This is a genomic window from Flavobacterium sp. IB48 (assembly GCF_016405855.1).
Lineage (GTDB): Bacteria > Bacteroidota > Bacteroidia > Flavobacteriales > Flavobacteriaceae > Flavobacterium > Flavobacterium ginsengisoli.
On record NZ_JAEFCA010000001.1, the window covers coordinates 854,622 to 880,187 of the forward strand.

Sequence of the window (25,566 nt, forward strand, 5' to 3'; positions counted from 1 at the left end):
GTCAAAAATACTAAAAACGCTCGTCAAAGTGCATAAAGCCTCAGGTTATACACAATATACAACGTTATTGTTTATAAATTCAAAGGTTTTTAATTGAATTTGGTCTATTAAAATTACAATTTTTCGGGTTTAATGGAATTATAATTTGTTTCATTTTTTCAAGAAAATAAAAAGGGATTATCTCAAAAATTGAGATAATCCCTTTAATTATTTATATTTCATTATTCCGTAGGAACATTTTTATGATATACCTATTACCTTTTGCTGGGCATTACTTGCAATTGCGGCTTCTATAACCTGCATTACTTTTACCCCTTCGTCTGCAGTAACAGGTTCTTTTTTATCGTTTGCAATCGAGTCGTAAACGCCATCGAAGAAACTAAAATAATTGCCTTGAAGCGTTGGGATTTTTTCTCTCACAATTTTACCGTCTATTTCGGTGTGCAAAAGTCCTTGCAAGTTTTCATCTTCTGTTCCCCAAGAATCTAGGTTTGGTTTTTTACCTACTTTTAAATCATCTTCCTGAACATCTCCGCGAGGCTTTAAGAAAGAACCTTTTTTTCCGTGTAAAGTATAAGCTGGGTTGGCTTCTCTCACAAAAAATCCTGCTTTTAAGCGTACTCTAAAATTAGAATAAAACAAAGTCAAATCGATCCAGTCGTCTACAACAGAGTTTTCTCTCGTTACACGAATATCTCCAAATACCGCTTTCGGACATCCAAATAAACTTACTGCCTGATCTATGATGTGCGGTCCTAAATCTTTTAAAACTCCTGCGCCATCATTTGCTGTTTCTTTATGCGCTTTCGGACTTAATAACGGATTGTATCTGTCAAAATGGAATTCGGCTTCTACTAAATCTCCCAAAAGACCATCATCAATTACTTTTTTAACGGTTTTAAAATCGCTGTCCCATCTTCTGTTCTGGAAAACAGCCAATTTTAAACCTTTTTCTTTTGCAATTTTTGCCAATTCTTTTGCTTCGTCTGCAGTCGTAGTAAAAGCTTTTTCTACAACGGCATGCTTTCCTGCCAAAAGCACTTTTTTAGCGTATTCGTAATGCGTTCCAACTGGCGTATTTACAATTACCAAATCGACATCGTCGCTTAATAATTCGTCTAGCGAAGCGTAACTTTTTACGTATGGATAATCTTCTTGAATCAGTTTTTTACTTCTTTCCCAAGAGCCTAAAAGTTCAAATCCTTCGTGAATATCTAAAAACGGAGCGTGAAAAACTTTCCCCGACATTCCGTATGATAATAGTGCTGTTTTAATTTTCTGCATGTTGTTATGTTTTTTTGCACAGATTAAATGTATTAAAAAGGATTTTCTGTCTGCCACGACCCGAGCGATAGCGAATAGGCGAAGCAATTACACAAATTTACACAAATCATAATGTTCAAAACTTAAATAAATTCGTGAAAATTTGTGCAATTCGTGGCGAAAAAAAAATTAAAAAAAATCATTTTAATCTGTGTAATCTGTGGCTAATAAAAATATTTAAAGTTTAGCTCTTTCGTATTGTTTTGGCCATTGAATATCGGCATTTAGTTCTTTAGCAAAATCCAAAGGAAGATTTGGGTTTCTTAAAGATTCTCTTGCGAATAAAATCAAATCGGCTTGACTGTTATTTAAAATCTCTTCAGCTTGTTTGGCGTCTGTAATTAAACCAACTGCGCCTGTAGAAATTCCCGCTTCTTGTTTCACTTTTTCTGCAAAAGGAACCTGATAACCTGGCCCTAATGTAATTTTTTGATGCGAGACCAATCCGCCTGATGAAACATCGATTAAATCTACTCCTTTTTCTTTTAATATTTTAGAAAGCTGTACAGATTCTTCTGGGCTCCATCCGTTTTCTGCCCAATCTGTTGCCGAAATTCTAACAAACAATGGCAAGCCTGAAGGCCATTCTGACTGAACCGCTTCTACAATTTCTAATGTGAAACGGATTCTGTTTTCAAAACTCCCTCCATATTCGTCTGTTCTTACGTTTGTTAACGGAGAAAGAAATTGATGCAGTAAATAACCATGCGCTGCATGAATTTCTATAACCTGATATCCTGCTTCGACCACTCTTTTGGTCGCCGATTTAAAATCTGAAATTACTTTCTGAATTCCATTTTTATCTAACGCTTCTGGAAGAAAGGGTTCATTATCGTGATACGGAATCGCACTTGGCGCAACGGTCTGCCATCCGCCTTGAGCGAAATCTAACTTTTTATTTCCCAACCACGGAGCCGAAACACTCGCTTTTCTTCCTGCATGTGCCAATTGAATTCCGGGAATCGAATTTTGAGAAACAATAAATGCATTGATTTGTTTTAGTTTTTCGATATGTTCGTCTTTCCAGATTCCTAAATCGGCTGGAGATATTCGGGCTTCTGGAGAAACTGCCGTAGCTTCCTGAATAATTAGTCCGGCGCCTCCGCTGGCACGGCTTCCTAAATGAACCAAATGCCAATCGTTTGCAAATCCGTCAACTGCAGAATACTGGCACATGGGCGAGATTGCAATTCTATTTTTTAAGGTGATATTTTTTATAGTAATAGGAGAAAATAATTTCGTTGCCATAAACTTGTAACTTTTAATGAGTTTATACTACCAATGAGTAAGGCAGTGTTCGAAAAGTAAAGTTACGGCATCTTGTTAAAAAGAGAAATCGAAATGTTTATTAATTAACAAACATTTAAAACCTTAAACACTATCTTGCACTCTTATATTAAAATAGAAAACGCTACTTTTGTGCGTTAAATACGAATTAAAAACAACAAATGGATATAGTTATCAAACTCTCTCAATTTCTATTGAGTTTATCTTTACTTATTATTCTTCATGAATTAGGGCATTTTATCCCTGCTAAATTGTTTAAAACTAGAGTCGAAAAATTTTACTTGTTTTTTGATGTTAAATATTCACTTTTCAAAAAGAAAATCGGAGAAACAGAATACGGTATCGGATGGCTTCCGCTGGGAGGTTATGTGAAAATTTCTGGAATGATTGACGAAAGTATGGATAAAGAGCAGATGGCGCTTCCGCCTCAGCCTTGGGAATTTCGTTCAAAACCAGCTTGGCAGCGTTTAATTATTATGCTTGGTGGTGTTACCGTAAACTTTATTCTAGCTTTTATTATCTATATCGGAATGGCGTTTGCTTACGGAGATACTTATATTGCTAATGCTGATTTAAAAGATGGTGTTGCAATTGAAAATCCTGCAATGCTTAAAGCGGGTTTTAAAACTGGAGATAAAATTATTTCTATTGATGGCAAAGCTGTAGAAAATTTTGATAGCGATATGAACATGAATGTGATCATGGCAAAACACGTTTTGATTGAAAGAAACGGACAACAGCAAACGATTACTATGCCGACAGATTTTGTTGACCAGCTTTCTAAAACAGAAAAAGGAATGCTTATCGATATCCGTAGACCTTTTGCTATTGGAAAAGTTGGAGAAGAATCTCCTAACCAAAATTTAAAAGCAAAAGATTTGATTCTTTCTCTTAACGGACAAAAAGTTAAATATTTTGACGAGGCTAAAGCAATCTTAGCTGCTAATAAAGGAAAAGAAATTTCTGCAGTTGTTTTACGTGATTTAAAAGAAACCCCGCTTAATGTGAAAGTATCTCCAGAAGGAACTTTAGGCGTTTTTGCTGGCGGTTTAGATATGAAATCTTTAGAAAAACTAGGGTACTATAAAATAAGCACGAAAGAATACGGTTTCTTCGAATCTATTCCGGTTGGTCTTCAAAAAGGAAAAGATCAATTGGTTGGTTACGGAAAACAATTGAAAATGATTTTTAATCCAGAAACTAAAGCTTACAAACAAGTAGGTGGTTTTGCGGCTATTTATAACATTTTCCCTAGTTCTTGGAGCTGGGAAGTTTTCTGGTCAATCACAGCTTTATTGTCGATTATGCTTGGTGTTATGAATTTATTGCCAATTCCTGCTCTTGATGGTGGACACGTGATGTTTTTATTGTATGAAATTGTAAGCGGCAAAAAACCGAGCGATAAATTCCTAGAGAATGCGCAAATGGTTGGTTTTGTTTTACTTATTTCACTACTACTGTTTGCTAACGGTAACGACATTTACAAGGCGATTGTTGGCAAGTAAAAAAAAGTCAAAAAAAGAGTGAAAATGTTTTTGAGAAACTAAAAATAGTTTTATATTTGCACTCGCTAAAAAGAGCAACACTTTCCTCCTTAGCTCAGTTGGTTAGAGCATCTGACTGTTAATCAGAGGGTCCTTGGTTCGAGCCCAAGAGGGGGAGCTTTAATAGACAAGCCATTCGAAAGAGTGGCTTGTTTTTTTTAACGCCTTCTAAGGCATTGTTATTGTTGAATATTAACTCTAGAAAAGCATTTTCTTTTACGGTTCGATAAGTTTTATCATCAAATATCAATTTCTCAGGAAATATCGAACCAATAATCATTTTTTTTAATCTTAGAATCACTCATTTCATAGTATATACCAACTCCATTTAAAAATGAAATTCCAAATTTCAAATAGGCAGTAAATTCTTTATCAGCTATTTTTAAACTTTCTCTTTCATCTTTCATCTCATTTATTGCAACTTCATAGTGTTTAATTATGGTCAGAATTCTTGCAATTGGCACTTCAGTCTCTCCAATTGAATCTTCGAGTTTTATAATTTTAATCTCTAGTGTTTGAATTTCTAAATAAATTTTTCGAATTCTGTTATCTCGAATTTTTGAATTTTCCGAAAACTTACTTTCAAGAATTCTTAAATATAAATTGTAGACCTCATCTTTTATTTCGAACTTTTTAAGGAAAGTAAAAAAGAACCATGTAACTCTTCTGCTCTCTAACTTCCATTACATCTATTCCGACAATGATAATAATAAAATTTACCCCCATTTCCCTTAGATGGAGCTCCTGTAAACTTTTTGTCACATTTAGAACACAAAAGTTGTTGACGCAAAGGCAACATTTCATCATTTAAATTTGTAATGAGAGACTTTCTTTTTTTATCAGACAAAATTGATGCAACTTTTTCAAATATTTCTTCAGAAACTATCCTAGAATGTAAGCCATCTACAATTTCCAACAGCTCTTTTTTCCATTCTGGAACAACTATTCTCCCGACATATAAAAAGTTTCTCAACATATTCATAAAGCCTTGCTTAGAAGTTTTAAGCCCTTTTTTCGCGTCATAGTCCTGATTCCATTTACTTTTTTAGTTCGGTAGATTTTATTAAAATAGTTCTACCATCTCTTACTTTAATTTCAATATCCTGAAAAGCACTTTTATTTATAATATCAACAACTTTCGTATTAACATTCAATTTCATTGAACTTTCAATTAAATAAATTTCATCATCAGTTCGCAGATAGTAAAGCAATTCAAGCTCTTTATGTGTTAGAGTAGTTACCTAGCTGCCATTTGAAAAATCTGTGAAACCATTTTTTGGAAACTCTGTTTGCGATATGTCAAGTAAATTAACAGAGATACGAGTAAGTAAGATGAACTTATCGCTTAGATAATTTAAATACTGCGATTTGGACATTAAATTTATTGTACCGTCATTATAAATAAGGAGTATGCATGGTTCAACCATCAATGAGTAAACAATCGCATATTTTATTGGGGAAAAATTGGAGGCGTCAATTTTGTTTTCAAATAAAAAATCTCGAACACTTTTAATTTTTTCTAATCCAGCGTGTTGGACAGTTATATAAAATTTATCAGATGCATCAGCAGCTACTTTATCATAGCCAGGATAGTCGAAATGATTGAAAATTAAATTAATGTGGCCCTGATTGATGGCATTTATGCTATCTCTCTTTTTTTGAAGATTTCTTATACTTTTTCGCTTCCATACTTTCGAGTCAGCTCAGCAGGAGGCATGCCAGGTATATTTCTGATCTTCATCATAAATCTGATCAATTTTCCCTATTACAAGATTTCTCTCGTCCATTGTCATTTCACCTGTTTTACAGCCATAATACCCTAAAAATATAAGTGCAATTAAGATAGTTTTTTTAATATCCTTTAGAAAAATTTTATTCTAATAAAACGAATTCTACGGCAGAAAACTGGCATATTTTTAAGGGCTTTATCAAACACTATTAATTGCCCAATTCTAATTGATTTCGAACTAAATTAAAATAATTTGATCTAATATCAACCAGCTCTTTATGATTTCCCTGTTCAACAATACTCCCGTTTTTCAAGACCACAATATTATCTGCCTTTTTTACAGTTGAAAGACGATGGGCAATTATCAGAACCGTTTTGCCTTTAAAAAACTCATGCAAGCGTTCGTGTATGATTTTTTCATTTTCGGAATCAAGAGCAGAAGTTGCTTCATCTAAAAAAATATAATGGGGATCCTTGTATACCGCTCTGGCGATTAAAATCCTCTGCTTCTGCCCGCCGGAAATATCATTCCCAGAAGCCCCTATTTTTGTTTTATACCCGAGTGGAAGAGACAAAATAAAGTCCTCAATATTTGCAATGCTGACCGCTCTCTTTAATCGCTCTTCATCAATAAGTCTATCACTTGTCGCAATATTTCTCTCTATGGTATCTGAAAAAATAAAACCGTCCTGCATAACTACGCTGCAGTTTTCTCTCAAATTTTTTGGGGAGATTATATTTATATTTTTATTGTTAAACAATAATTCGCCATCACTTGGCAAATAAAATTTTAATAATAGTTTCATCAGTGTAGTTTTCCCGCTGCCGCTGGCGCCTACTATAGCAGTAATTTTCCCCTCAGGAATTTTAAAATTAATATTTTTCAGTGCATAAGCTGATTTTGGTCCGTCATACTGAAAACTTACATTTTTGAATGTTATGCCTGTTGGCATAGTATTTCTGTCAAATAGTTTTTCGTGAATAGTGGGATCTTCTTCAATAATATGATTTTGAACTTCGTTTAATCTCTCAAAACTTAATTTTGCATCCTGAAGTGAGCGAAAAAAATTGACCAACTGATTAACTGGAGAATTCATCTGCCCGACAATATAGGTAACACTCAGCAGCTCACCTAAACTCATTTTCCCTTTTACAACTAATGTGGCAGAAAAAAAAGTTACCAGAATATTTTTCAATTGATTAATAAATTCGAAACCAGAAATTTGCAGCTGGTCAATCTTTAAAATACGAATATTTATATTAAAAAGTTTCTGCTGTATTTTTTCCCACTCATCACGCTTGAAATCTTCAAATTTGTTAAGTTTCATTTCTGCCGCACCGCTTACAATCTCATAGATTGATTCCTGGTTCTCGCTTCGGTGCTGAAACTTGAAATAATCTAAAATCTGTCTTTTTTTAAGCCAATAAACTGACCATATGATAGATATTACAGTAAGAATTAGATAAACAACAAGAATCCAAATGTTATAATAAAAAAGAACACCAAAAAACACCGAAAATGTCACCACTGAAAAGAAAGTAATTAGGCTTTGAGAAGTCAAAAAATGCTCAATTCTCTCATTATCCTGAATCCTCTGGCTGAAATCACCCATCATTTTTGAATCAAAAAATTTAACCGGAAGCTGCATCAGTTTTCTTAAAAACTCAGAGACAATGGTTATGCTTAGTTTAGATCCCACAATTAGCATCACCCGGTTTCTAATAATTTCAAAAAACAAGGTGCCCAAAAAAACAGATAACTGGCCAATCAGTATTAGCATTATAAGATCTATCCTTTTTGCACTGATTCCTTCATCTATCAAGCTTTGGGTTAGAAAAGGCAAAACTAATGTCAGACAGCTGCCAAAAAAAAGCATCAGGACCATCAATGCCAGCTGTTTTTTATAGGGCTTTAAATAATTTATCAAATAGCTGGCAGACAGCCTAATTTCTTCTGGTTCCTTATAATCGTAAAACTTATCTGTTGGCTGTAAATATAAGACTATACCTGAGTGTCCGTCAGATATCCACGATTTTCTAAATGCGGATTCACTTAAAGTGATGAAGCCATGAGCTGGATCTGCAAGATGAAAACGATATTTCTTAGAAAAAAAATTTTGTGTTATTTTTTTAAGAATCACAAAATGATTCTGATTCCAATGCAGGATACATGGCAGGCTGTCTTTCTCTTCAATAAGCCTCTCAAGTGAAAGCAGGCCTGAAAGCGTTTCGAATCCTATTCCTTGTGCCGCTTCCGTGATGCCAAATAAAGACACCCCCTCTCTGTTAATATAGGAACGGTCTCTTAAGAACTGCAGAGGGTATTTTTTTTTATAAAAACTGGCGATCATTGACAGGCATGCTGGTCCGCAATCTGTCTGATCATGCTGGGCAGTAAAAACCATAAAGAAATATTGTTTTAAGAAATGGCATATAAAAATTTGTCTTTAATAATTTCCAACTTTTTGTTTTCATCAAAATTATTTACGCAATAATCTACCCCTTTATGTTCGATAGCCTGCTGAGAACATCCCCCGTTACATATTGGAAGTATACTGCAGTCTAGACAGGGCGGGTTTTTAAATTTAGAATTCATTCTATCCTCAAACTTATCATTCCATTCAATAATACCTTTCTCGTTCAGTTGCCCCTCTTTAGATTTTGACTCAAAATCTCTCGCAGTACACTTGAAAACTTCTCCATTATAATTTAAAGTTGCATGATTATTTTTGTCAGCATAACATGAATTTCGCACAGTATCTAAATTCATTCCTTTATAAAGGGCATTGAATCCTTTTTCCCGAAACAGATCCACAATGCCCTGAACATCTGCATGAATATCCTTTTTCTCCTGCCAGACCTCATGAAATGAAAAATTTAGAAACTTCTTATCTGTATCTGTCAGATTAATAAAATCATCAATAATCTGTGGTAGCGTTTCGATAGTTTCCTCAGAAATATTTAATCTTACACTTACCGTAAAAGCATTTTTTATAGCTAAAATAATGTTTGCCACTATTTCATCGTACGACCCTTTTTCTTTCGAAACATATCGCACTTTATTATGTCTCTCCCTGTGTCCGTCTAAAGTGATCTGGAAATAATTCACGCCATAAGCTCTGCATGAATCAAGCATTTTTTGGCTAATTAACAAACCATTAGTGGTGAAACCTGAAGTAAAGCCAATTTTCCTTTCCTGCATTTTTGGATAAATCTCTTCAAGAAGTGGCAAAACTGTTTTATCAAAATAAAGCAAAGGCTCTCCACCAAACCAGCTTAGATGGAAATATTCTAAATTTTTCTTTTCAGCCAATAAATTATCAACAAATTTTATCACTGATAAAATCGTTTCCTGAGACATTTTAGATGCTTTTATATGGGTTTCGTAGCAGTACCAGCATTTAAAATTGCAATTCATGGTTGGATTGACAGTCAGCTGATAAAAAGATTCATTTTCCCTGTCGATCTGCCGAACCAGATTTTTTACATTTTCAATTTCGTCGGTTTCGTTTTCTACTAAAAACCCTTTTTCAATTAGATGAGTATGGAAATCCGGATGGATATTAAATAGCTCCTCAAAATCGTCCTCTCTTCTTGAAGCTTGAAACAATTCAAAAAGTTCTGGATCCAAAAGAACAAATTCATTTGAAAATGCATTATATCCGATTTTTTTATCCTCATAATTAAAAAAATTATTGAATTTGCTGTACTTCATAATGATAATTTTTATTTAATTATTGGCATAGAGACAATAAAATCTCTATGCCAACATAATTATTAAAATCTTATAGATTGTATAAGAGCTTGATTTAACTGCATGAAGAAGTATTTGTACACTCAACGTTTCCGCCTCCGCATGTTCCATTGGTGCAATAATCATTTACCCCTGGCGCCTGCTTTCCTCCACGAATTTTAGCCATTTGAGATTCGTCCAATGATGCAAATCCTCCGCTTAAGACACTTTTCGAATTGATTTTTAATGTCTTTAGATTCTCAATTTTTATAATTGACTTCATAGATTTAGATTTTATTAAAATTAATTTTACAGTAATTTTTTTTTCGTTTTATAGCTATCAGCATACTCCGTTTGAGCATACTCCATTAGATTCGCCAGCACATGATGCGTTTGAGCATGCACTGTTCGTACAATCTGGAGGCATCTTACCGCCCTTTATTTTGTACAGTTGAGAATCAGTCAATGAAGCGAATCCTCCTGAAAGTCCGCCATTTTTATCCTGTTTTAAGGCAGGCAGTTTCCCTGCATTTTTATTTGTTTTCATAAAAATTATTAATGAATTAAAACTCCATATCTTTTAAGTCTTCAGAATTTTTTTCGGACTTTTCATCTATAAATTTTTTCGTTTTTATTAACAGCTTGCATTGGTGCATGCTCCATTATCTCCATTGCAGTTTCCTTTATTATCGCAAACAACATTGCTTTCAGGCGCTTGCTTACCGCCTCGTATTTTATTCATCTGGCTAACATCCAAAGATGCAAAACCGCCCACTAATAATCCATTTTCTGTTTTAAGTCCTGGAATTTTTTTTAATCTTTTCTTCATTTTACATAGTTTTTAAATTATTTATATAATCAGCATTTAACCCAGCTGCTCAGGCATAATTCATTATAAAAACTTCATAATTGCAAAACTGATATCCCTAAATTTGAGATGCAGATAACTATCTCCGTATTTTTAATCAAAAAAATGCGGAAGCAATACAGCGTATCTTTTTTATAAAAAAGTCTATGTCAAGCTTAAAACATCAGCAGAATCAGTTTGCCCTGTTTGATTCAGTCTCATTTCCTCTTTTCTTTTCACGCACATTAATTTTGCTGTTGCCAAACTTGTAGAGTACGGAAAATCTCATGAACTGGCTATCAGCGTAATTATTTGACTGCGATTTTACTCCATTGGAATAACTGTAGGCTCTGTATTTGTTATCGCGCAACAAATCATAAAAATTTAAGGCAAACTGTAAATTCTTGTTAAGCAGAAAGTACTTGGCGCCTGCATTTATATTAAATGTTTCTCCCATATGGGAAATATTAATAATTTGGGGGGATCTGTATGCTAAATCCAGGCTTGCAAAAAAAGTTTTAGATTTATTTAAAATAAAAGTATTATTTGAGTTAAAATAATAACTGGCCATTTCAACAATCTGATTATCCAGCACTGCGTTCGCAATGGTTTTTTTATAAAAAAGATTGGCATAATTGTAGGATTCCAGCCATTGTCCTTTTTTAAGAGTATAACTTGCATCGAATGAGATACTGTACACATCGCAAAAATTAAGATAAGTGAATTTTGAAACATTTGTGATTGGATCTAGAAGCTGTACCTGACTTTTGCCATTTTCTAAATAACCAAAAGAGAGCGAGGTTGTCAGATTATCGTTATAGGTATGGGAAAGCTCAATGTTATTATTAAATTCAGGCTGTATAAAAGGATTTCCCTCTATATAACTATAATCATTTATATAGGTTCTAAATGGATTAGTCATATAATAACTTGGTCTTCCAACCCTTCTGGAATAGTTTAATGCCAGCTGATTTTTGTCATTCACATTATAGGAAGCATAAGCAGTGGGGAATAATTTGATATACTTGCTTTTATTTGTTTCATTCAATGTTTTTGAAAATCCTTTCGTCTGTGTGCTTTCTGCTCGTAATCCAATTTGAAATTCCCACTTATCCATTTTACTTTCTGTACTGAAATATACTGCTTGGGTATTTTCTGTGTATTTAAATTCGTTACTCTGTTTGGTATCTAATACTGATTCGCCTGTTGATATATCATAATAATTAAAAAAATTATTTGTATCAATAAATGAAACTTTGCCTCCAAAATTATACTTCAGCTTCTTATATGGCAATTCTACATCAATATTAGAAGTTGTAATTTTAACATTTTGATTGCCGTTAGTAAAGGCATTGTAAAATGCAGAATTCCCATTGACAAACGAATTAATATCAAATGTTCTGTCTGTATCCTGATCTGCAATTAAATAATCAATATTTCCTGATATAGACTTGCCTAAAGAGTCGAGGACGTTTTTATAATGCACATTATAAGAATGAAAAAAATCTTTTCTGTGCTTGAAAGAAGCCGTCTTCGTATAATAATCTGTTAATTCATTTTGATTATCATATATATTAGTCTGATCTATTTCAGTGTTTGATGGCTTGCTTAATGACCCCAAGTACGATGCTCCCAGTTCATTTTTGCTGTCTAATTTATAATCCATGCCAATTCTGCCCGATAAAAGATTAATATTTTCCTTTTTATTATTATATTCATCCCATAACTGGTCAGGATAAAAATATTTTCTGTTTTCCCTTATTTTAAAAGCCCCATTTTTATAATTTACATTTGTATAAATGCTCAGCCTATCTACTTGGGAATTTATATTACCGCCAATTGTTCCTGCCGCATAAGTTTTCTGCTCATAGGAAGAATTAATATTTGCATTAAAGGGTTCCTCTTTATTAAGCTTTTTAAGATTTATATTGATAATTCCGCTATTTCCTGCCGCATCATATTTAGCGGGCGGGGCTGTTATTACCTCTACGGATTTAATATTGTCTGCAGGAATTGAGCTAAGAAAATTAATTAAATCTTCACCAGATAGCTGCACAAGTCTGCCATCAGTCATTACGGTCACAGAATTCTTTCCTATTATGTTTATGCCACTGTTTGCTACTTGTAGCCCTGGTGTTACTTTTAACACATCAATAGCATTTCCCCCAGTTGAAGAAAGAGAATTTTCAACATTAAATAACAATCTGTCTAATTTCCTGACAAACGTTTTTTTAGACGTTTTAACTAAAACTTCATTCAAATTTTCACCTGCATCTATTTTAATGACCCCAAGATCAACACTCCCGATTGCTATTACATTTCGATGCCACACAATCTTTCCTCTCTGTTTTATTTTTAGAGAATAATCCCCAGGTTCTGTCTCTATATTAAAATTCCCAAGATCATTAGTTAACTCATTCTTCAGAACTATAGAATCTTTATTTATAAGCAAAACTTCTGAAAATTTAACAGGAGCATTATTTATATCAGTTACTTTACCTTGTATTTTATTTTGGGCAATTAAAGAACAACTTAAAAGCAATAGGGTGCCAATTATTATTTTAAACATTATAAAATCTGCATTAATTATTTTACTTCTATATTTTCGAATCAAAACTAAAGGAGAATATTAAGTCCTACAAAACATTGTTACCGACATTCCTGAATTCAGATAAGAAATTCAGGAATTCGCTCTTTGCATAACACTATTTAAGAATTCTTCAATAATATTTCTGTAAGATTTTATTTGTTTTTACTAATTGTATTATACTTTTTATAGTATTTTTACCTAAAAACAAAAGTCATGATTTATTTGAAATGGAATTCTTTTTCAATTCTATTCCTAGTTACATTTACATTATCAGCACAGTCACCTGACAAAAAACTTTACCGTTTTACATACGATGAACTGCATAATCTATACTTTGCAAATACCGACAAGCCTAAGTTGCAACTTAAATACGCAGAAACTTATCTTCAGAAAGCAAATGCAGAAAATATAAATATCAGAAGAGCAAAAGCATATTATCAATTTGCTATTTTGTACTATAATAAAGACCACAAGAAGAGTATCAGATATCTTGACAGCGTAATAAAATATTCTCAAAATAGCGGAGATAAATTCTTTCCTGCTGCTGCATATTGTGAAAAAGCAGATTTATTAAGATCTAATTTTAAATACAAAGAGGCAATGGCCAACTATAAACTTGCAGAAAAATCCGCACTTGAAAATAATATTGATTACTATTATGTTGTGAGGGAATATATAGCAATTGCCAAATCTGAGGATTTAGAAGAATATCAAGAAGCTTTAGAAATATATAAAGAATGCTATAATTATTATATGAAGACAGATTATAGAGTGGGAAAATATGCAAAAGATTTTCAAAATGTTGTTTTTGGAATAGCGGACTGCTTTAAATCTTTACAAAATACAGATTCAACTTCTTATTATAATCAACTAGGTTTGCGAGAATCGGTCATAACCAAGAATGAGCATTACAAATATCTTTTCATCTTAAATGAAGGAGCAAATCAGGTATTAAAAAAAAATTATAATCAAGCTCTTGACAGCATTAATAAAGCTCTGCCGAAAATGATCCAATACAATGATACGGGAAATATACTGGCATCATACTATTATATGGGTAAGTCCTATAGCGGATTAGGAAAGAAAGAAAAAGCAGCAGCATCTTTTATCAAAGTAGATTCGATATACCGTACAACAAAGGAAATAAGCAGCGAGTTTCTAGGAGGGTATCCATATTTAATTAATTATTATAAGAATACAGGAGATAAGGAGAATCAGCTCAAATACATAACATCCTATATGCAAATCGACAGCACTCTGCAGAAAAATTACCGTGAACTAAATAAGCTGTTAAATAAAGAATATGATACTCCGCGTTTGCTTTCCGAAAAAGAAAATCTGATTGCATCTCTCAAAAGAGATAAAGAAAATACATATTGGGGATTTGGTATTTTACTTATAATAGCTCTCTGCCTAGGAACTTTTGGCATATACCAATTTCGTACAAGAAAGCTGTACCGTGCCAGATTTGAGAAAATAATAAAAGAAGAAAAAAATAATGAAAACACTGAAAATAAAACAGATAACAAAAGTATAACTACAAACGAAATAAATAAACCTGAAGATATTGGAATTGTTCAAGAACTGGTAAATCAGATATTAGAGAAACTAAATCATTTTGAAATGAACCGAGAATTCCTCACCCCAAATCTTACAGTTCATAGCTTATCCCAAATTTTTGAAACGAACAGCAAATACCTATCAAAAATAGTAAATGTATACAAACAGAAATCATTTACTCAATATGTTAATGATTTAAGAATTGACTATGCTCTTAACAAATTAAAAGAAGATAACAAACTGAGAAAATATACTATTCATGCACTTGCTCGGGAATTTGGCTTTAATAATGCTGAATCATTCTCAGCAGCCTTTTATAAGAAAACAGGCATCAAACCTACTTATTTCATTAAGGAATTAGATGCAGATACAATCTAAACAGCTTCTGTTTTTCAACAACTTGCAGATATAAAAACTCGAAATTCCTGAATTCCGACATGCAAATAAAATTTCTGCATAATTCTGTAAGCCTCAGCATATATATTTGCTGTAATAATAAATAAAAAAACAAAATGATGAAGCCTAAAAAGAAAAAAGCAGAAAAAAACAAGTTTAGTCTGGAAAAGTTTCAAGTAGCTAAATTAAAGAACCTTCATTTAATTGTAGGAGGAGGAATTGAGGGCGATGACCCTATCGATACAAATAAAACTGGCAGAGGAGGATCCTCTGGTGACTGTGCTTAATAAAAATTTAGATTATTATAATTGCGGCATAAAATCCTATTTAAGGATTTTATAAAATTAAATTTTCAAAAAAAATGAAACCCTATTACATAACTGTCCTCTTTGTATTCTTTGTCTGCAGCTGCAAATCCATAAAGGAATCAAATAATTCTGCTGAGAATAGGAACTCAGATACGGAAATTTTGAGTGCAGATGCAAAAAATTGGTGCCAGAAAGATTACAGCCAAGATGGTATCCCAGGCATCTCATTAGAGCGCTGGTATGCTTTGAATAGAAAAAAGCCTAAAAATAAAAATATTATTGTTGCGGTAATTGATACACAAATCGATTTAAAACATGAGGATTTGCTAGGCCAAATATGGGTAAACACTAAAGAAATTCCAGGTAATAATATTGATGATGACAATAATGGATACATTGATGATATTAATGGATGGAGTTTTACCGGCACAAAAAGCGGCGGTTATGTAGTGTGGAATCGATATGAATATGTGCGTATAGTCGAAGAGTGGGGAAAGCTTTATAAAGACAAGACTGAAGCTCAAATAAACGATGATGATTTATGGAAATTTAATGAATATCAAAGAGCTCTGAGCACCTTGAAAGAAAAAAATGCCTATTATAAAAGGTGGCTTAAATCTTTAAATTATAAAACAGAACTTTATCCTAAAGCAAAAGATACATTAAAGTTCTTTTTTCCGAAAGAAAACTACACCTATAAACAGCTTGACAGTCTTTATCAAAAATACAAAATTAATGATAAGGAGTTTCGTCAAAGGCGCGATGATGGCGATAGAGATTTAGGCGCATTGATAGGTTCTATTATTGCTAATTTAGATATGGGGCAGAATACTTTTGAAAAATTGCAGGACCAGAAAACCCAGTTGGATTCCATTGTAAACAAAAATCTAAATTTAGAATATAATGAGCGTCTTCCAATAGGTGACAATCCCAGTATTTTAGAAAAAGGATATGGCAATAACAGGATCAGCAATACTATTGAAGGTGTCCGTCCTATTCAGGATCATAACACAATGGTTTCTGGTTTAATTGCTGCAAACAGAAACAACAATAAAGGAATAAAAGGCATTGCTGAAGTAAAAATTATGCCTTTAAATATTTCGCCATCTGGTGACGAACATGATAAAGATATTGCCATGGCTGTCAGGTATGCTGTGGATAATGGTGCAAAAATAATTAATATGTCTTTTGGAAAAGAATTTTCAATGCATAAAGACTGGGTTTCAGATGCTTTTAAATATGCTGAGAAGCACAATGTACTCCTTGTTCACAGTGCTGGAAATGAAAGCACTGATATTGATAAAGTACCAAATTATCCAAATGATCTGGATTATGATGGCGTAACTGAGATCTGCAGTAATTTTATTAACGCTGGATCTATAACCCAAAAGTTAGGAGACAAATTTGTGTCGGATTTTTCAAATTACGGCAAACATAATGTAGATCTATTTGCGCCTGGAGATGAAATCTACACAACAGGCTTTGGCAACATTTATAAAACAGACTCAGGAACTTCCTTTGCTGCTCCGATGGTATGCGGCACCGCTGCGTTAATATGGATGTATTATCCCAAATTTACAGTGCAGGAGATTAAGCAAATTATTATTAATTCAGGGACTCCGTATGATATAGAAGTTATTATCCCAGGATCTAATGGTAAAAAAGTTCCATTTTCACAACTATCAAAATCCGGAAAAGTTCTGAATGTTTATAATGCAATGAAATTCGCTGAAGAAATAAGTAAAAAGAAATAATGCATCATTATAAAATTACAGCTTTCTCTGACTATGTTCTTAGAACTCCTTTATTTCCATTGTCTGCTTATTTGGAGTTGGTCAAAGACTATTCAGCCGAGAAGGCAAAAAAATTCTATAAAAATTCAATTATAAAAGAAGCTATTAATCTGGCTTCTCCCGAATTGCGTAATGAACTGGATAAATGGGCTTTAGATACATCCTCATTATCTAACACGAAAACGCATGCTCTGGAACTTACTTTCTTAAAATACATAGCGAGAATGTCTTCCCGCTGCACACCATTTGGCTTATTTGCGGGATGCTGTGTCGGGAAATTAAATTCTGAAACAGATATCGTATTGCGTCCCATAAATAAACATAAGCGATTTACCCAATTCGATATGCAGTACTGGATAGCCTTGCTTCAAGATATCGCCAAAAGAAAAGAAGCTGCCCTTCTTTTAAAATATTTTCCCAATTCTTCTATTTATGAAACTGGTGATTTTTATCGGTTTATTGAATATAAATATGCCAATGCAAAGCGTGAACATGCCATTTCAGCATTGCGAAAATCTGATCTATTGACTCAGGTTTTAAACCAGTCAAAATCTGGAATGACTGTCAATGAAATAGCATCCCTTCTGGCTGATAGTGAATCTGAAAAAGAGCAGGCTGAAAAATATATTTTTCAGCTAATTGATTTCCATTTTTTAGTGCCTGACATTGATGCATCACTGACTGGAAATAACGAATGGGAAAAAATAATTAGACTCTTTAACGATATTCCTTTTTATAATAACCAAACCGAGATGTTTAAAAGTTTAAAAATAAAACTTTCTGATCTAGATATTAGTTTATCGCCGTCTGGAGCAATATATAAAGAAATAAAAACAATAATAGATAGAATTGGAACGACATATGACGAAAAATATCTTTTCCAGACAGATTTAAATCTATCAGCCCAAAAAAACAATTTAAATCAAAAGATTCCACAAAGAGTTCTAAAAGCTATTGAATTCTTAAACAGCATCCAGACTCAGAAGGAATTTCAAAATCTAGAAAATTTCAAAAAAGCCTTCACCAAAAGATATGAAACCAGAGAAATGCCCTTAAGCATGGTATTGGACACTGAAATTGGAATTGGATACCTGCAAAATCATGATATGAATGATACTCATGATCTATTAGAGAATTTTTCATTCAGAGCTAAACCAGCAAAAGAAAAAAAACAGGTTTGGACTGATTTTGATTTTATTATGCAGAAGAAACTTCACGACTGCTATATTGGAAAAGAAAAAGAAATTCAGCTTAATAAAAATGACTTTCCTGAATCAGATTACAACCTCAAGAATATTCCGGTAACATTTTCGGTAATGATCGAAGTCTTAAATGACGATCAGATTGTTTTAATATCTTCCGGAAATGTCAGTGCTGCAAAATTACTTGGAAGATTTTGCAGCTCTAACACTGATATACATAATTTAATCAAACAGATTATTGAAAAAGAGAACGGATATCATGATGATAAAATTCTGGCAGAAATTGTTCATATACCCGAATCCAGGACGGGCAATATCCTTAAAAGGCCAAATCTGAGAGAGCATGAGATAAGCTATTTATGCAAATCTGGCGTTTCAAATGAAAATAACTTTGATCTAAATGATCTTTATGTATCGGTCAGATCCAATAGAATTGTTTTGAGATCCCAAAAACACAATAAAGAAATACTTCCATGCATGTCAAATGCTCATAATTTCACAAGTAATTCGCTTCCCGTTTATCATTTTTTATGTGATTTGGAAATGCAGGATAGCAAACCAGTATCTTCATTTAACTGGGGGGTTTTAGAATCTCATTATATCTATTTTCCAAGAGTTGTGTATAATGCAACTATACTTTCTAAAGCTAAATGGAAAATTAAAAAAGACGAAATAAAAAATTTTCATAAAATCGATGAAAGTATTTTAAAAGAACATTTCTTGAAATGGCGGTCAGAAAGGAATCTTCCACGTTTTGTAAATTGGATTAATGGCGACAATACGCTTCTATTTGATTTTGAATCTTTGATTTCAATAAAATTATTTTTAAATGCAACTAAATCAAAAGAAGAGTTTTTTCTAGAAGAATTTCTATTTGTTGATGATGCGGCCGTAAAAAACAATTTAGGAGAGAATTTTTCCAATCAGATTATACTTTCTTATTATAAAGAAAAAGCGTAAAAAAATGCAAAGAGATTTTTGTCTTGGCAGCGAATGGCTGTACTATAAAATTTATACTGGGGTTAAAACTTCTGATTATATTTTACTAGAAAAATTGAAACCTGTTATTTTAAAATTAGAACGCAAAAAAATAATCAAACAATGGTTTTTTATTCGTTACAAAGACACAGATGAACATCTTCGAATTAGATTTTTGATAAAAAACACTAACAATTTAGTTGTTGTAATTCAAGCTTTACATACTGTTCTTAATCAACTGCTACAACAAAACTTAATATGGAAAATACAAACAGACACCTATAATAGAGAAATAGAACGATATGGAGCCAATACAATTTCAGATTCAGAATATCTATTTTGGAAAGACAGTAAAATGATTCTGCAATACATCAAAATAAAATCTTCCTTTAAAAAACAAGAAACCCCATTACTGTTCAGTTTTTTAGCAGTTAATTCATTTCTGGATTCTTTTCAATTATCAAATCAGGAGAAACTGTCATTAATGGATGATTTACAAAGATCCTATAAAACTGAATTTGAAACTGACACAGCGCAAAAAAAAGATCTGTCTAAAAACTATCGGATGATTTATTCCCAAATGAAGGCACTTTTATCAGATATGCCAAGTAATAATTATCCTGAAATGCACAAGATTGTAAATAAAAAAACTATTAAAACTATTAAACGCTCAATACAAATTAAAACCAAAATCGAAATTTCTTTACAAAACTTTCTCGCGAGTCATATCCATATGATGATTAATAGGCAATATACTTCTAACCAAAGAATGTATGAATTAATTATCTATGATCAGTTATTTAGATTTTACAAATCTTTAAACTATAGATAAATGCATGAATATGTGTTTTTTTCATAATTTGCAAAATCCATTTCTCACAATGTTAAAAACTTTATTACAAAAAACAACCCTTTTAAGCTTCATTCAATAAAGCTAATGATTTTATATTATCTCAAAGTTAATTTTAGTTCCAAATATTTTTAATTAAATATTATCTAATAGCATTTTAGCCGAAATGGTTGGAAAAGATAGACAGTATCTTTATAAAATTGAAAAAAGAAAAGTTACCCCAAACATCGTTACACTTTCAGTTTTAGCAAAAGCTTTAAAAATATCACTATCTGAATTATTTCAAAAGATTTAATCAATATTTCTTTTAAACAATATTTTAGTTTGCACTTGAGTGTGATCCTTCGTTCCTCAGGATGACGAACTGTAGGTAAAACAAAAAAAATCGCAAAGCCTTATACACATAAAGCTTTGCGAACTTAATCTTTAGATTTTGGCTAAACTCCACATTAAAATAGCTTTGTGCTCTTTGCGTAAATCTTAGCTACTTTGCGTTAAAAAACTTCACACAAAAAAGCTCGCAAAGCTTTATAAACACAAAGCTTTGCGAACTTAATCTTTAGATTTAACTCAAAAAATAATCTTAGCGAACTTTGCGTAAAACCTTAGCGCTCTTTGCGGTTAAAAAAAACACACAAAGAAAACCTTATTTCATTGTCAGAGTTTCGCTCTTGAACCTTTTCATTAAAGTATTGGCTTTTTCATCTTCGTTTATTGCTTTTAAGGACTGGGCGTATCTATAATAATAAATAACTTCTAGATTGGGCGATTCTTCAAATAGCTGCGCATAATAACCTACTGCTTCCTTCAAATTTCCTTCAAAATACAGTCGGTCGGCGACTTTTTTTAGCATGTCGGTAGATTTATATCCTTTATCAATAACTTTTGCATACGTGTTGACTACATCGACTTTTACGTATTTTGAACTTATAGATGCAGGAGCTGTAATTTCTACCTTTACAGGTTCTAAAGAAGCAGATGCACTTGCAACAGTTGTTTTGGCCTCTATAGCATTTGGAGCTACTTTAGGTTTTCTTTTTACATAATTCGGAATTACTGTTCTAGTATTATTAGGCCCAAGATCGTAAGTGTCGACCATGTCCAATTTTGAAACTTGGTAAGTAATAATTCTACCTCCAAATAACTTATTTATTCTTTCTTCTACATAATACGATTGTATTACAAAATCGCTATTATTAGCAAGACTATCCGTCAATAATGTCGTTTTTCCTGTTACTGGCGAAGCGGAGGCATGGTTGGTGCGCTGGGCAAAACAGCCGAGAGAAAATACGAACGCAAGTGTACATAAAATTGCTTCATACTTTTTCATGATTTTTTTTGAATAAAATTAGATGCCCCAATTAAAAAACTCAGACCAAAGTTACTGATTTTCTTTTACTTAGCTTTACACACACCATGAATTACTTAGAAAGCCGATAAAGTACTTCTTTTTACGCATTTATCATTTGAACGCAGGCTTTTTGTATTTCTTCGTCTGAAAATGGTTCTAGCGCTTTTGCCAACATTTTGCTCGTTCTAATGCAACTTAACATTTTAATTCTCAGCGGAAGACTATTTCCTGGCTCAGTCTCAAGAAGATGCTCAAAAATCTCGGTTAAGTATTCTGGATGGCTTTTAAATTCTCCGTCGAAACAAATATCTGATATCAATCTCGCTATCGATTCTATTATTTTGTTTTGATTTGCATTGTTTTCGTTTTCTGTTTTCATGGCGTTTATTTATGGTTTTGGTTATGAATAATTATTGTACGAAAAATTGTATTTTTGTTTCAGCTAAATAAACGATAGAATACGTTCTAACAAAATAGATTACGATTTTATCTCACAAGCAAAAAGATTGTATTTTACTATATTCCTAATTTTTAAGGATTTTTAATATCTTTGAAGTATGAGCACAGCAACAAAACCAAAACATATCGGGAGAAACATAAGCCGAATTAGAGAGCTTAGAGGAATGAAACAAGAAGCACTTGCTATTGCAATAGGTGTTAGCCAACAATACGTTTCTACCATTGAAGGAAGTGAAAATGTTGACGATGAAAGACTAAACTCTATTGCAGAAGCTTTGGGAGTTTCAGCTGATGCAATTAAGAATTATAGCGACGAGGTTGTATTAAACAACATTCAAAATAATCACGAAGGTTCTGTTATTCATAGCGGACCAACTGTAAACCATAATTGTAACTTCAACCCGCTTGATAAAGTTGTGGAACTTTATGAACGTTTGGTTCAGGCCGAAAAGGATAAAGTGGAGTATTTGGAGAGGTTGATGAAAGGGAAGTAGATTTTTTTATTTATGAAAACTTTCCAATTCATGCTTTTTTATATTGAGCTTGAGTAAATTATCTTCAATTTCCGAAATTTTTATATTAGGAAACAATTGCTCATCTATTAAAAAAATAATTTTCTCTGAACTACGAGTTAAAGCTACATATAACTTTTTCCAATTTTTATTATGAAAATTACTTTTAGGAATGTCCTTAATCAAATATTTATACATTGATTCGTTTAATATAAACAAGCAAACATCAGACTCTAGACCTTTAACACCATCAATGCTAGAAACTAAATAATTTGAACTAGAAATTTGCAAATAATTCGTTAAGACCTGTTTTAATTCTGCATATTCATATTTATCAAATTCCACATATTTATTCTCAAAATATTTCATCGCATGATAAACGGATATCTTTTCTAGTTTATCGGTCAGTTCTATAATTAAAGAAGATATAAAAAGGTCAGGATCTAAATGAGAATAGCCATTTAGATTTCTCAATTTATCTTCCAGTGTTAATGGAAAATATATCTTCTTAGAATCACTATGAGTTTCATAATTCGCTTGTTTTTTTTCTATATAAATTAATTTATCCAATTTTTTATATCCATCAATAACAGAGCTATAAAAACTTTCATTTGTTGTTAGGTAAGTTGCAATTCCAATTTTTCCAGCAATATTAGTTTGATCTTGTCCTCTGGGACAGAACAAATTAGATATTTTTAAAAGCTCATTAGGAATTCTTATTGTCTTATTATTCGGCTCTAAAACTGCATATTTCTCATCATTATTGCTTTTACATTGAGATATAAAGTCATTAAAATCTTTTGGGTATTTAATTGCTTGTTTAGGATCTCCTATCATGTAAATTTTTATACCATTTATTCCTAAAATTTCAAATGCTCGTAATGCATCAGAATCCAAATCCTGTGATTCATCAATAAAAACATGACTAATTTTAGATTCTATATGAGAAAGAATAAAGTCAACTTTTGCCCTCTTTGCTTTATTACTATGCTTAGAATTTGTTCTATCTATAATAATTTTCGCTTTTTTAAAAACCTCCTCATTATGAATAATATTTCTTTCTTTTAGCTTATTAATTTTCCCCTTCTTCCATCTAATATCATCTGGTAACTTAAATGAAACAGCATTATTATACATTTCACAAATTGCATATTGTGAATATGGGTAAATAATTTCATTGAGAAAAAAGCTATGTACCGTTTCAATTTTAATTTCTGTTGGAATATACCCAAGCTGTTCAAGAATTGTTGAGCTTATCTTTTTTCTTGCAGAATTAGTATATGTAATAGCATAAATTATTTTGTGAGAATTATTTAAATCTGCACAGTCAATTAATTTTTTTGCCAAACCATATGTTTTACCAGCTCCCGCACCTGCTATTTGAATTTCAATCATACTAATTTCATTAATACCTCATTAATATGTTTTGGAACTGTAATTTTTATTTCTCCTTTCTCTATCACGTTGCATAAATGCATCATATTTTCAGCCTTACTCGATTTTAGAAAATCAGCTACATCCTCGATTTCTAAATAATATTCGGAAATTATTTTAGCATTCTCTCCTGTGCTTGCAATATCATTCTCGAGAGTATAACCCTCCGTTGTCCTAATAAAAATAGTCTCATCGTTGTCATAGATATGATGCTCCTTCTTTGCTTTTGGTTGATTATCAAAATCCCTAATAATTCCTATTTTTTTTTCTTTATTACCTTCATTTAACTTTAACCAAATATTTAAGAACGTTTTAAATCCTTTTTGACCAATACTGATAACATCAATATTATGAAGATTGTCTTTGTTTAAATTTAGAATTGTATTAATAAACATTTCTTCTGTAGGCCCCTCAACCAAAATAACTTTATTAGAGAATAAGAGTTTAAGAATATCGAAATTTGGTCTTTTAGCTAAGTAGTTAATTAAAAAATCATCAACATCTAAAAACGAAATTGCTTTATTTCCAGAAAAAGCAATTACATTTCTGAAATCCAATTTATTAATAAGCTCAGGCCTATGACTTGTTATTATTGTTTGAAATAAACTTTTACTTTTTAAAACACTTTTTTTAATATAATCAGTTATTAAATTTAAATTATTTGTACTTAAATGAGCTTCCGGCTCTTCTATACAACTTAAATTAAAACACGCTTCATTATCTTTAAAATGTTGAAAAAATAATAATATAAAAATTAAGTTTCTCTGTCCTAGCCCTTTTTGGTATAAAAATTCATCTCCATATCCAAGAGTGATATTACTTAATATATTTTTTAGATTAGCTAAGTTTGGTATACAATCTATTTCCTCAATAAAATTATTTAAGCTTGGAAATTCAGGATCTTGGTTAAAAATTTTTTTAAAATTCTCTTGTTCTTTTATCTGGTTAAAAAACTCATTATATGCCTTATAAATATCTATTTTTTCTTTCTCATCCAATTTTTTTTCAAGTAGCTTAGTAAGCAAACTGTTTGATTTCATTGAATTTGATTCTGAAAAATCATCTCTTTCAGCATTAATACTATTTATAGTAATATGTTTTAATTCATTGTAAGGAATGGTTTTTCCATTACCTGTTGAAATAATCGCATAGTCATAAAATTCTGTTGGGATTAAAAAAGAGAAATTCTCATTTTCTTCATCATAACCTTCAATTTGTTCAAGAGCGTAGTCAATAAAATCTTTTTCGTTTTTTGGTTTAAAAATATATTGGATTTCATACTCTGGTTTAGCATCAATTTCAGTTAACCAATTACCAACAATTGCCTTTTCATAAGGCTCTTTAATTTCTCCAAATCTTAAAGTAATTTTTATGATAGGAATGCTAGAAGATATCTTTAACGAATCCCTCGGTTTTTCATGTAAGGTTTTATAAAAATTTTTAATTGAATCAGAATTAAAATCAGAAGAAACTAATCTTTTACTTCTATAATCCAAATCATTAATACATAGTGGTAATTTTAATGCATTTAAGAAGTTAGATTTTCCTGAATCATTTTCTCCAATTATTATTGATAATTTAGAAAGCGTAGTTTCTAATAATTGAAAATTTCTAAAGTTTTCTATTTTCACATAATTTATTATCATTTTTCTCGGATATTTAAATACTAA

The 25,566-nt window shown here is 31.8% G+C and carries 19 protein-coding genes, 1 tRNA gene and 1 pseudogene; 9 read left to right on the forward strand and 12 right to left on the reverse strand.

Going from position 1 to position 25,566, the window contains the following annotated elements:
* Positions 1-240: 240 nt before the first annotated feature.
* Entirely contained in the window at positions 241-1,284 is a 1,044-nt protein-coding gene (locus JC605_RS03705; RefSeq protein WP_198854925.1) for a Gfo/Idh/MocA family oxidoreductase, read from the reverse strand.
* Between the two features lie 216 nt (positions 1,285-1,500).
* The gene (locus tag JC605_RS03710) at positions 1,501-2,571 is read right to left on the reverse strand and encodes an NADH:flavin oxidoreductase/NADH oxidase (RefSeq protein WP_198854926.1); all 1,071 of its coding nucleotides are present in this window, start codon (positions 2,569-2,571) and stop codon (positions 1,501-1,503) included.
* A gap of 200 nt (positions 2,572-2,771) precedes the next feature.
* On the opposite strand from JC605_RS03710, the gene rseP reads away from it, so the two are divergent.
* Complete coding sequence (gene rseP / locus JC605_RS03715) at positions 2,772-4,115, forward strand: RIP metalloprotease RseP (protein ID WP_198854927.1); 1,344 nt, start codon at positions 2,772-2,774, stop codon at positions 4,113-4,115.
* A gap of 83 nt (positions 4,116-4,198) precedes the next feature.
* Positions 4,199-4,272: transfer RNA gene (locus tag JC605_RS03720), tRNA-Asn, on the forward strand.
* Between the two features lie 555 nt (positions 4,273-4,827).
* On the opposite strand, the pseudogene JC605_RS03725 reads toward JC605_RS03720, so the two are convergent.
* From JC605_RS03725 to JC605_RS03750, 6 genes and pseudogenes are all read right to left on the reverse strand, one after another.
* Positions 4,828-5,145, reverse strand: a pseudogene (locus JC605_RS03725) (recombinase family protein); the annotation flags it as partial.
* 947 nt (positions 5,146-6,092) lie between these two features.
* Entirely contained in the window at positions 6,093-8,288 is a 2,196-nt protein-coding gene (locus JC605_RS03730) for a peptidase domain-containing ABC transporter (protein WP_198854929.1), read from the reverse strand.
* Positions 8,289-8,302: 14 nt separating this feature from the next.
* Positions 8,303-9,598 (reverse strand): radical SAM/SPASM domain-containing protein, encoded by a 1,296-nt coding sequence (locus tag JC605_RS03735; RefSeq protein WP_198854930.1) that lies wholly within the window; start codon positions 9,596-9,598, stop codon positions 8,303-8,305.
* Between the two features lie 94 nt (positions 9,599-9,692).
* Positions 9,693-9,899, reverse strand: coding sequence for a hypothetical protein (locus JC605_RS03740; protein ID WP_198854931.1), 207 nt, complete (start codon positions 9,897-9,899; stop codon positions 9,693-9,695).
* A 351-nt stretch (positions 9,900-10,250) separates the two neighbouring features.
* Positions 10,251-10,445 carry a hypothetical protein gene (locus JC605_RS03745; protein ID WP_198854932.1) on the reverse strand — a complete coding sequence of 65 codons (195 nt, stop codon included), beginning with the start codon at positions 10,443-10,445 and terminating at the stop codon, positions 10,251-10,253.
* A 211-nt stretch (positions 10,446-10,656) separates the two neighbouring features.
* Positions 10,657-13,032, reverse strand: a complete 2,376-nt coding sequence (locus JC605_RS03750; RefSeq protein ID WP_198854933.1) for a TonB-dependent receptor — start codon at positions 13,030-13,032, stop codon at positions 10,657-10,659.
* 234 nt (positions 13,033-13,266) lie between these two features.
* Here JC605_RS03750 and JC605_RS03755 point away from each other — a divergent pair, with 234 nt between their 5' ends.
* The 6 genes from JC605_RS03755 to JC605_RS23885 all read left to right on the forward strand — a co-directional run bounded on the left by JC605_RS03755 (position 13,267) and on the right by JC605_RS23885 (position 20,435).
* Complete coding sequence (locus JC605_RS03755; protein WP_198854934.1) at positions 13,267-14,991, forward strand: AraC family transcriptional regulator; 1,725 nt, start codon at positions 13,267-13,269, stop codon at positions 14,989-14,991.
* 134 nt (positions 14,992-15,125) lie between these two features.
* Positions 15,126-15,296: a hypothetical protein gene (locus JC605_RS03760; protein WP_198854935.1), complete on the forward strand. Its 171-nt coding sequence runs from the start codon at positions 15,126-15,128 to the stop codon at positions 15,294-15,296.
* A 74-nt stretch (positions 15,297-15,370) separates the two neighbouring features.
* Positions 15,371-17,071: a S8 family serine peptidase gene (locus JC605_RS03765; protein WP_198854936.1), complete on the forward strand. Its 1,701-nt coding sequence runs from the start codon at positions 15,371-15,373 to the stop codon at positions 17,069-17,071.
* Positions 17,071-19,272 carry a lantibiotic dehydratase family protein gene (locus tag JC605_RS03770; RefSeq protein ID WP_198854937.1) on the forward strand — a complete coding sequence of 734 codons (2,202 nt, stop codon included), beginning with the start codon at positions 17,071-17,073 and terminating at the stop codon, positions 19,270-19,272. The genes JC605_RS03765 and JC605_RS03770 overlap by 1 nt, the downstream gene beginning before the upstream one ends.
* Before the next feature lie 4 nt (positions 19,273-19,276).
* Positions 19,277-20,122, forward strand: a complete 846-nt coding sequence (locus tag JC605_RS03775; protein WP_198854938.1) for a thiopeptide-type bacteriocin biosynthesis protein — start codon at positions 19,277-19,279, stop codon at positions 20,120-20,122.
* Positions 20,123-20,294: 172 nt separating this feature from the next.
* Entirely contained in the window at positions 20,295-20,435 is a 141-nt protein-coding gene (locus JC605_RS23885; protein WP_370569050.1) for a helix-turn-helix transcriptional regulator, read from the forward strand.
* A 351-nt stretch (positions 20,436-20,786) separates the two neighbouring features.
* Here the strand turns inward: JC605_RS23885 and JC605_RS03785 are convergent, their stop codons facing one another.
* Both JC605_RS03785 and JC605_RS03790 read right to left on the reverse strand, forming a co-directional pair.
* Entirely contained in the window at positions 20,787-21,470 is a 684-nt protein-coding gene (locus JC605_RS03785; RefSeq protein ID WP_198854940.1) for a hypothetical protein, read from the reverse strand.
* Between the two features lie 121 nt (positions 21,471-21,591).
* The gene (locus JC605_RS03790; protein ID WP_198854941.1) at positions 21,592-21,870 is read right to left on the reverse strand and encodes a hypothetical protein; all 279 of its coding nucleotides are present in this window, start codon (positions 21,868-21,870) and stop codon (positions 21,592-21,594) included.
* A gap of 178 nt (positions 21,871-22,048) precedes the next feature.
* Here JC605_RS03790 and JC605_RS03795 point away from each other — a divergent pair, with 178 nt between their 5' ends.
* On the forward strand, positions 22,049-22,444 hold the full coding sequence (locus JC605_RS03795) for a helix-turn-helix domain-containing protein (RefSeq protein ID WP_198854942.1): 396 nt from the start codon (positions 22,049-22,051) through the stop codon (positions 22,442-22,444).
* 6 nt (positions 22,445-22,450) lie between these two features.
* Here JC605_RS03795 and JC605_RS03800 read toward each other — a convergent pair whose 3' ends face one another.
* The gene (locus JC605_RS03800) at positions 22,451-23,857 is read right to left on the reverse strand and encodes a UvrD-helicase domain-containing protein (protein ID WP_198854943.1); all 1,407 of its coding nucleotides are present in this window, start codon (positions 23,855-23,857) and stop codon (positions 22,451-22,453) included.
* Positions 23,854-25,542, reverse strand: coding sequence for an ATP-dependent endonuclease (locus tag JC605_RS03805; protein WP_198854944.1), 1,689 nt, complete (start codon positions 25,540-25,542; stop codon positions 23,854-23,856). The genes JC605_RS03800 and JC605_RS03805 overlap by 4 nt, the downstream gene beginning before the upstream one ends.
* Between the last annotated feature and the right edge of the window lie 24 nt (positions 25,543-25,566).

Bases quoted from the DNA above. Each gene is read 5' to 3' on its own strand.
- JC605_RS03705 (WP_198854925.1), bottom strand. From the start codon at position 1,284: ATGCAGAAAATTAAAACAGCACTATTATCATACGGAATGTCGGGGAAA.
- JC605_RS03800 (WP_198854943.1), bottom strand. From the start codon at position 23,857: ATGATTGAAATTCAAATAGCAGGTGCGGGAGCTGGTAAAACATATGGT.
- JC605_RS03765 (WP_198854936.1), top strand. From the start codon at position 15,371: ATGAAACCCTATTACATAACTGTCCTCTTTGTATTCTTTGTCTGCAGC.
- JC605_RS03750 (WP_198854933.1), bottom strand. From the start codon at position 13,032: ATGTTTAAAATAATAATTGGCACCCTATTGCTTTTAAGTTGTTCTTTA.
- JC605_RS03770 (WP_198854937.1), top strand. From the start codon at position 17,071: ATGCATCATTATAAAATTACAGCTTTCTCTGACTATGTTCTTAGAACT.
- JC605_RS03795 (WP_198854942.1), top strand. From the start codon at position 22,049: ATGAGCACAGCAACAAAACCAAAACATATCGGGAGAAACATAAGCCGA.
- JC605_RS03735 (WP_198854930.1), bottom strand. From the start codon at position 9,598: ATGAAGTACAGCAAATTCAATAATTTTTTTAATTATGAGGATAAAAAA.
- JC605_RS03710 (WP_198854926.1), bottom strand. From the start codon at position 2,571: ATGGCAACGAAATTATTTTCTCCTATTACTATAAAAAATATCACCTTA.
- JC605_RS03745 (WP_198854932.1), bottom strand. From the start codon at position 10,445: ATGAAGAAAAGATTAAAAAAAATTCCAGGACTTAAAACAGAAAATGGA.
- JC605_RS03755 (WP_198854934.1), top strand. From the start codon at position 13,267: ATGATTTATTTGAAATGGAATTCTTTTTCAATTCTATTCCTAGTTACA.
- JC605_RS03730 (WP_198854929.1), bottom strand. From the start codon at position 8,288: ATGGTTTTTACTGCCCAGCATGATCAGACAGATTGCGGACCAGCATGC.
- rseP (WP_198854927.1), top strand. From the start codon at position 2,772: ATGGATATAGTTATCAAACTCTCTCAATTTCTATTGAGTTTATCTTTA.
- JC605_RS03790 (WP_198854941.1), bottom strand. From the start codon at position 21,870: ATGAAAACAGAAAACGAAAACAATGCAAATCAAAACAAAATAATAGAA.
- JC605_RS03740 (WP_198854931.1), bottom strand. From the start codon at position 9,899: ATGAAGTCAATTATAAAAATTGAGAATCTAAAGACATTAAAAATCAAT.
- JC605_RS03775 (WP_198854938.1), top strand. From the start codon at position 19,277: ATGCAAAGAGATTTTTGTCTTGGCAGCGAATGGCTGTACTATAAAATT.
- JC605_RS03785 (WP_198854940.1), bottom strand. From the start codon at position 21,470: ATGAAAAAGTATGAAGCAATTTTATGTACACTTGCGTTCGTATTTTCT.
- JC605_RS03760 (WP_198854935.1), top strand. From the start codon at position 15,126: ATGATGAAGCCTAAAAAGAAAAAAGCAGAAAAAAACAAGTTTAGTCTG.
- JC605_RS03805 (WP_198854944.1), bottom strand. From the start codon at position 25,542: ATGATAATAAATTATGTGAAAATAGAAAACTTTAGAAATTTTCAATTA.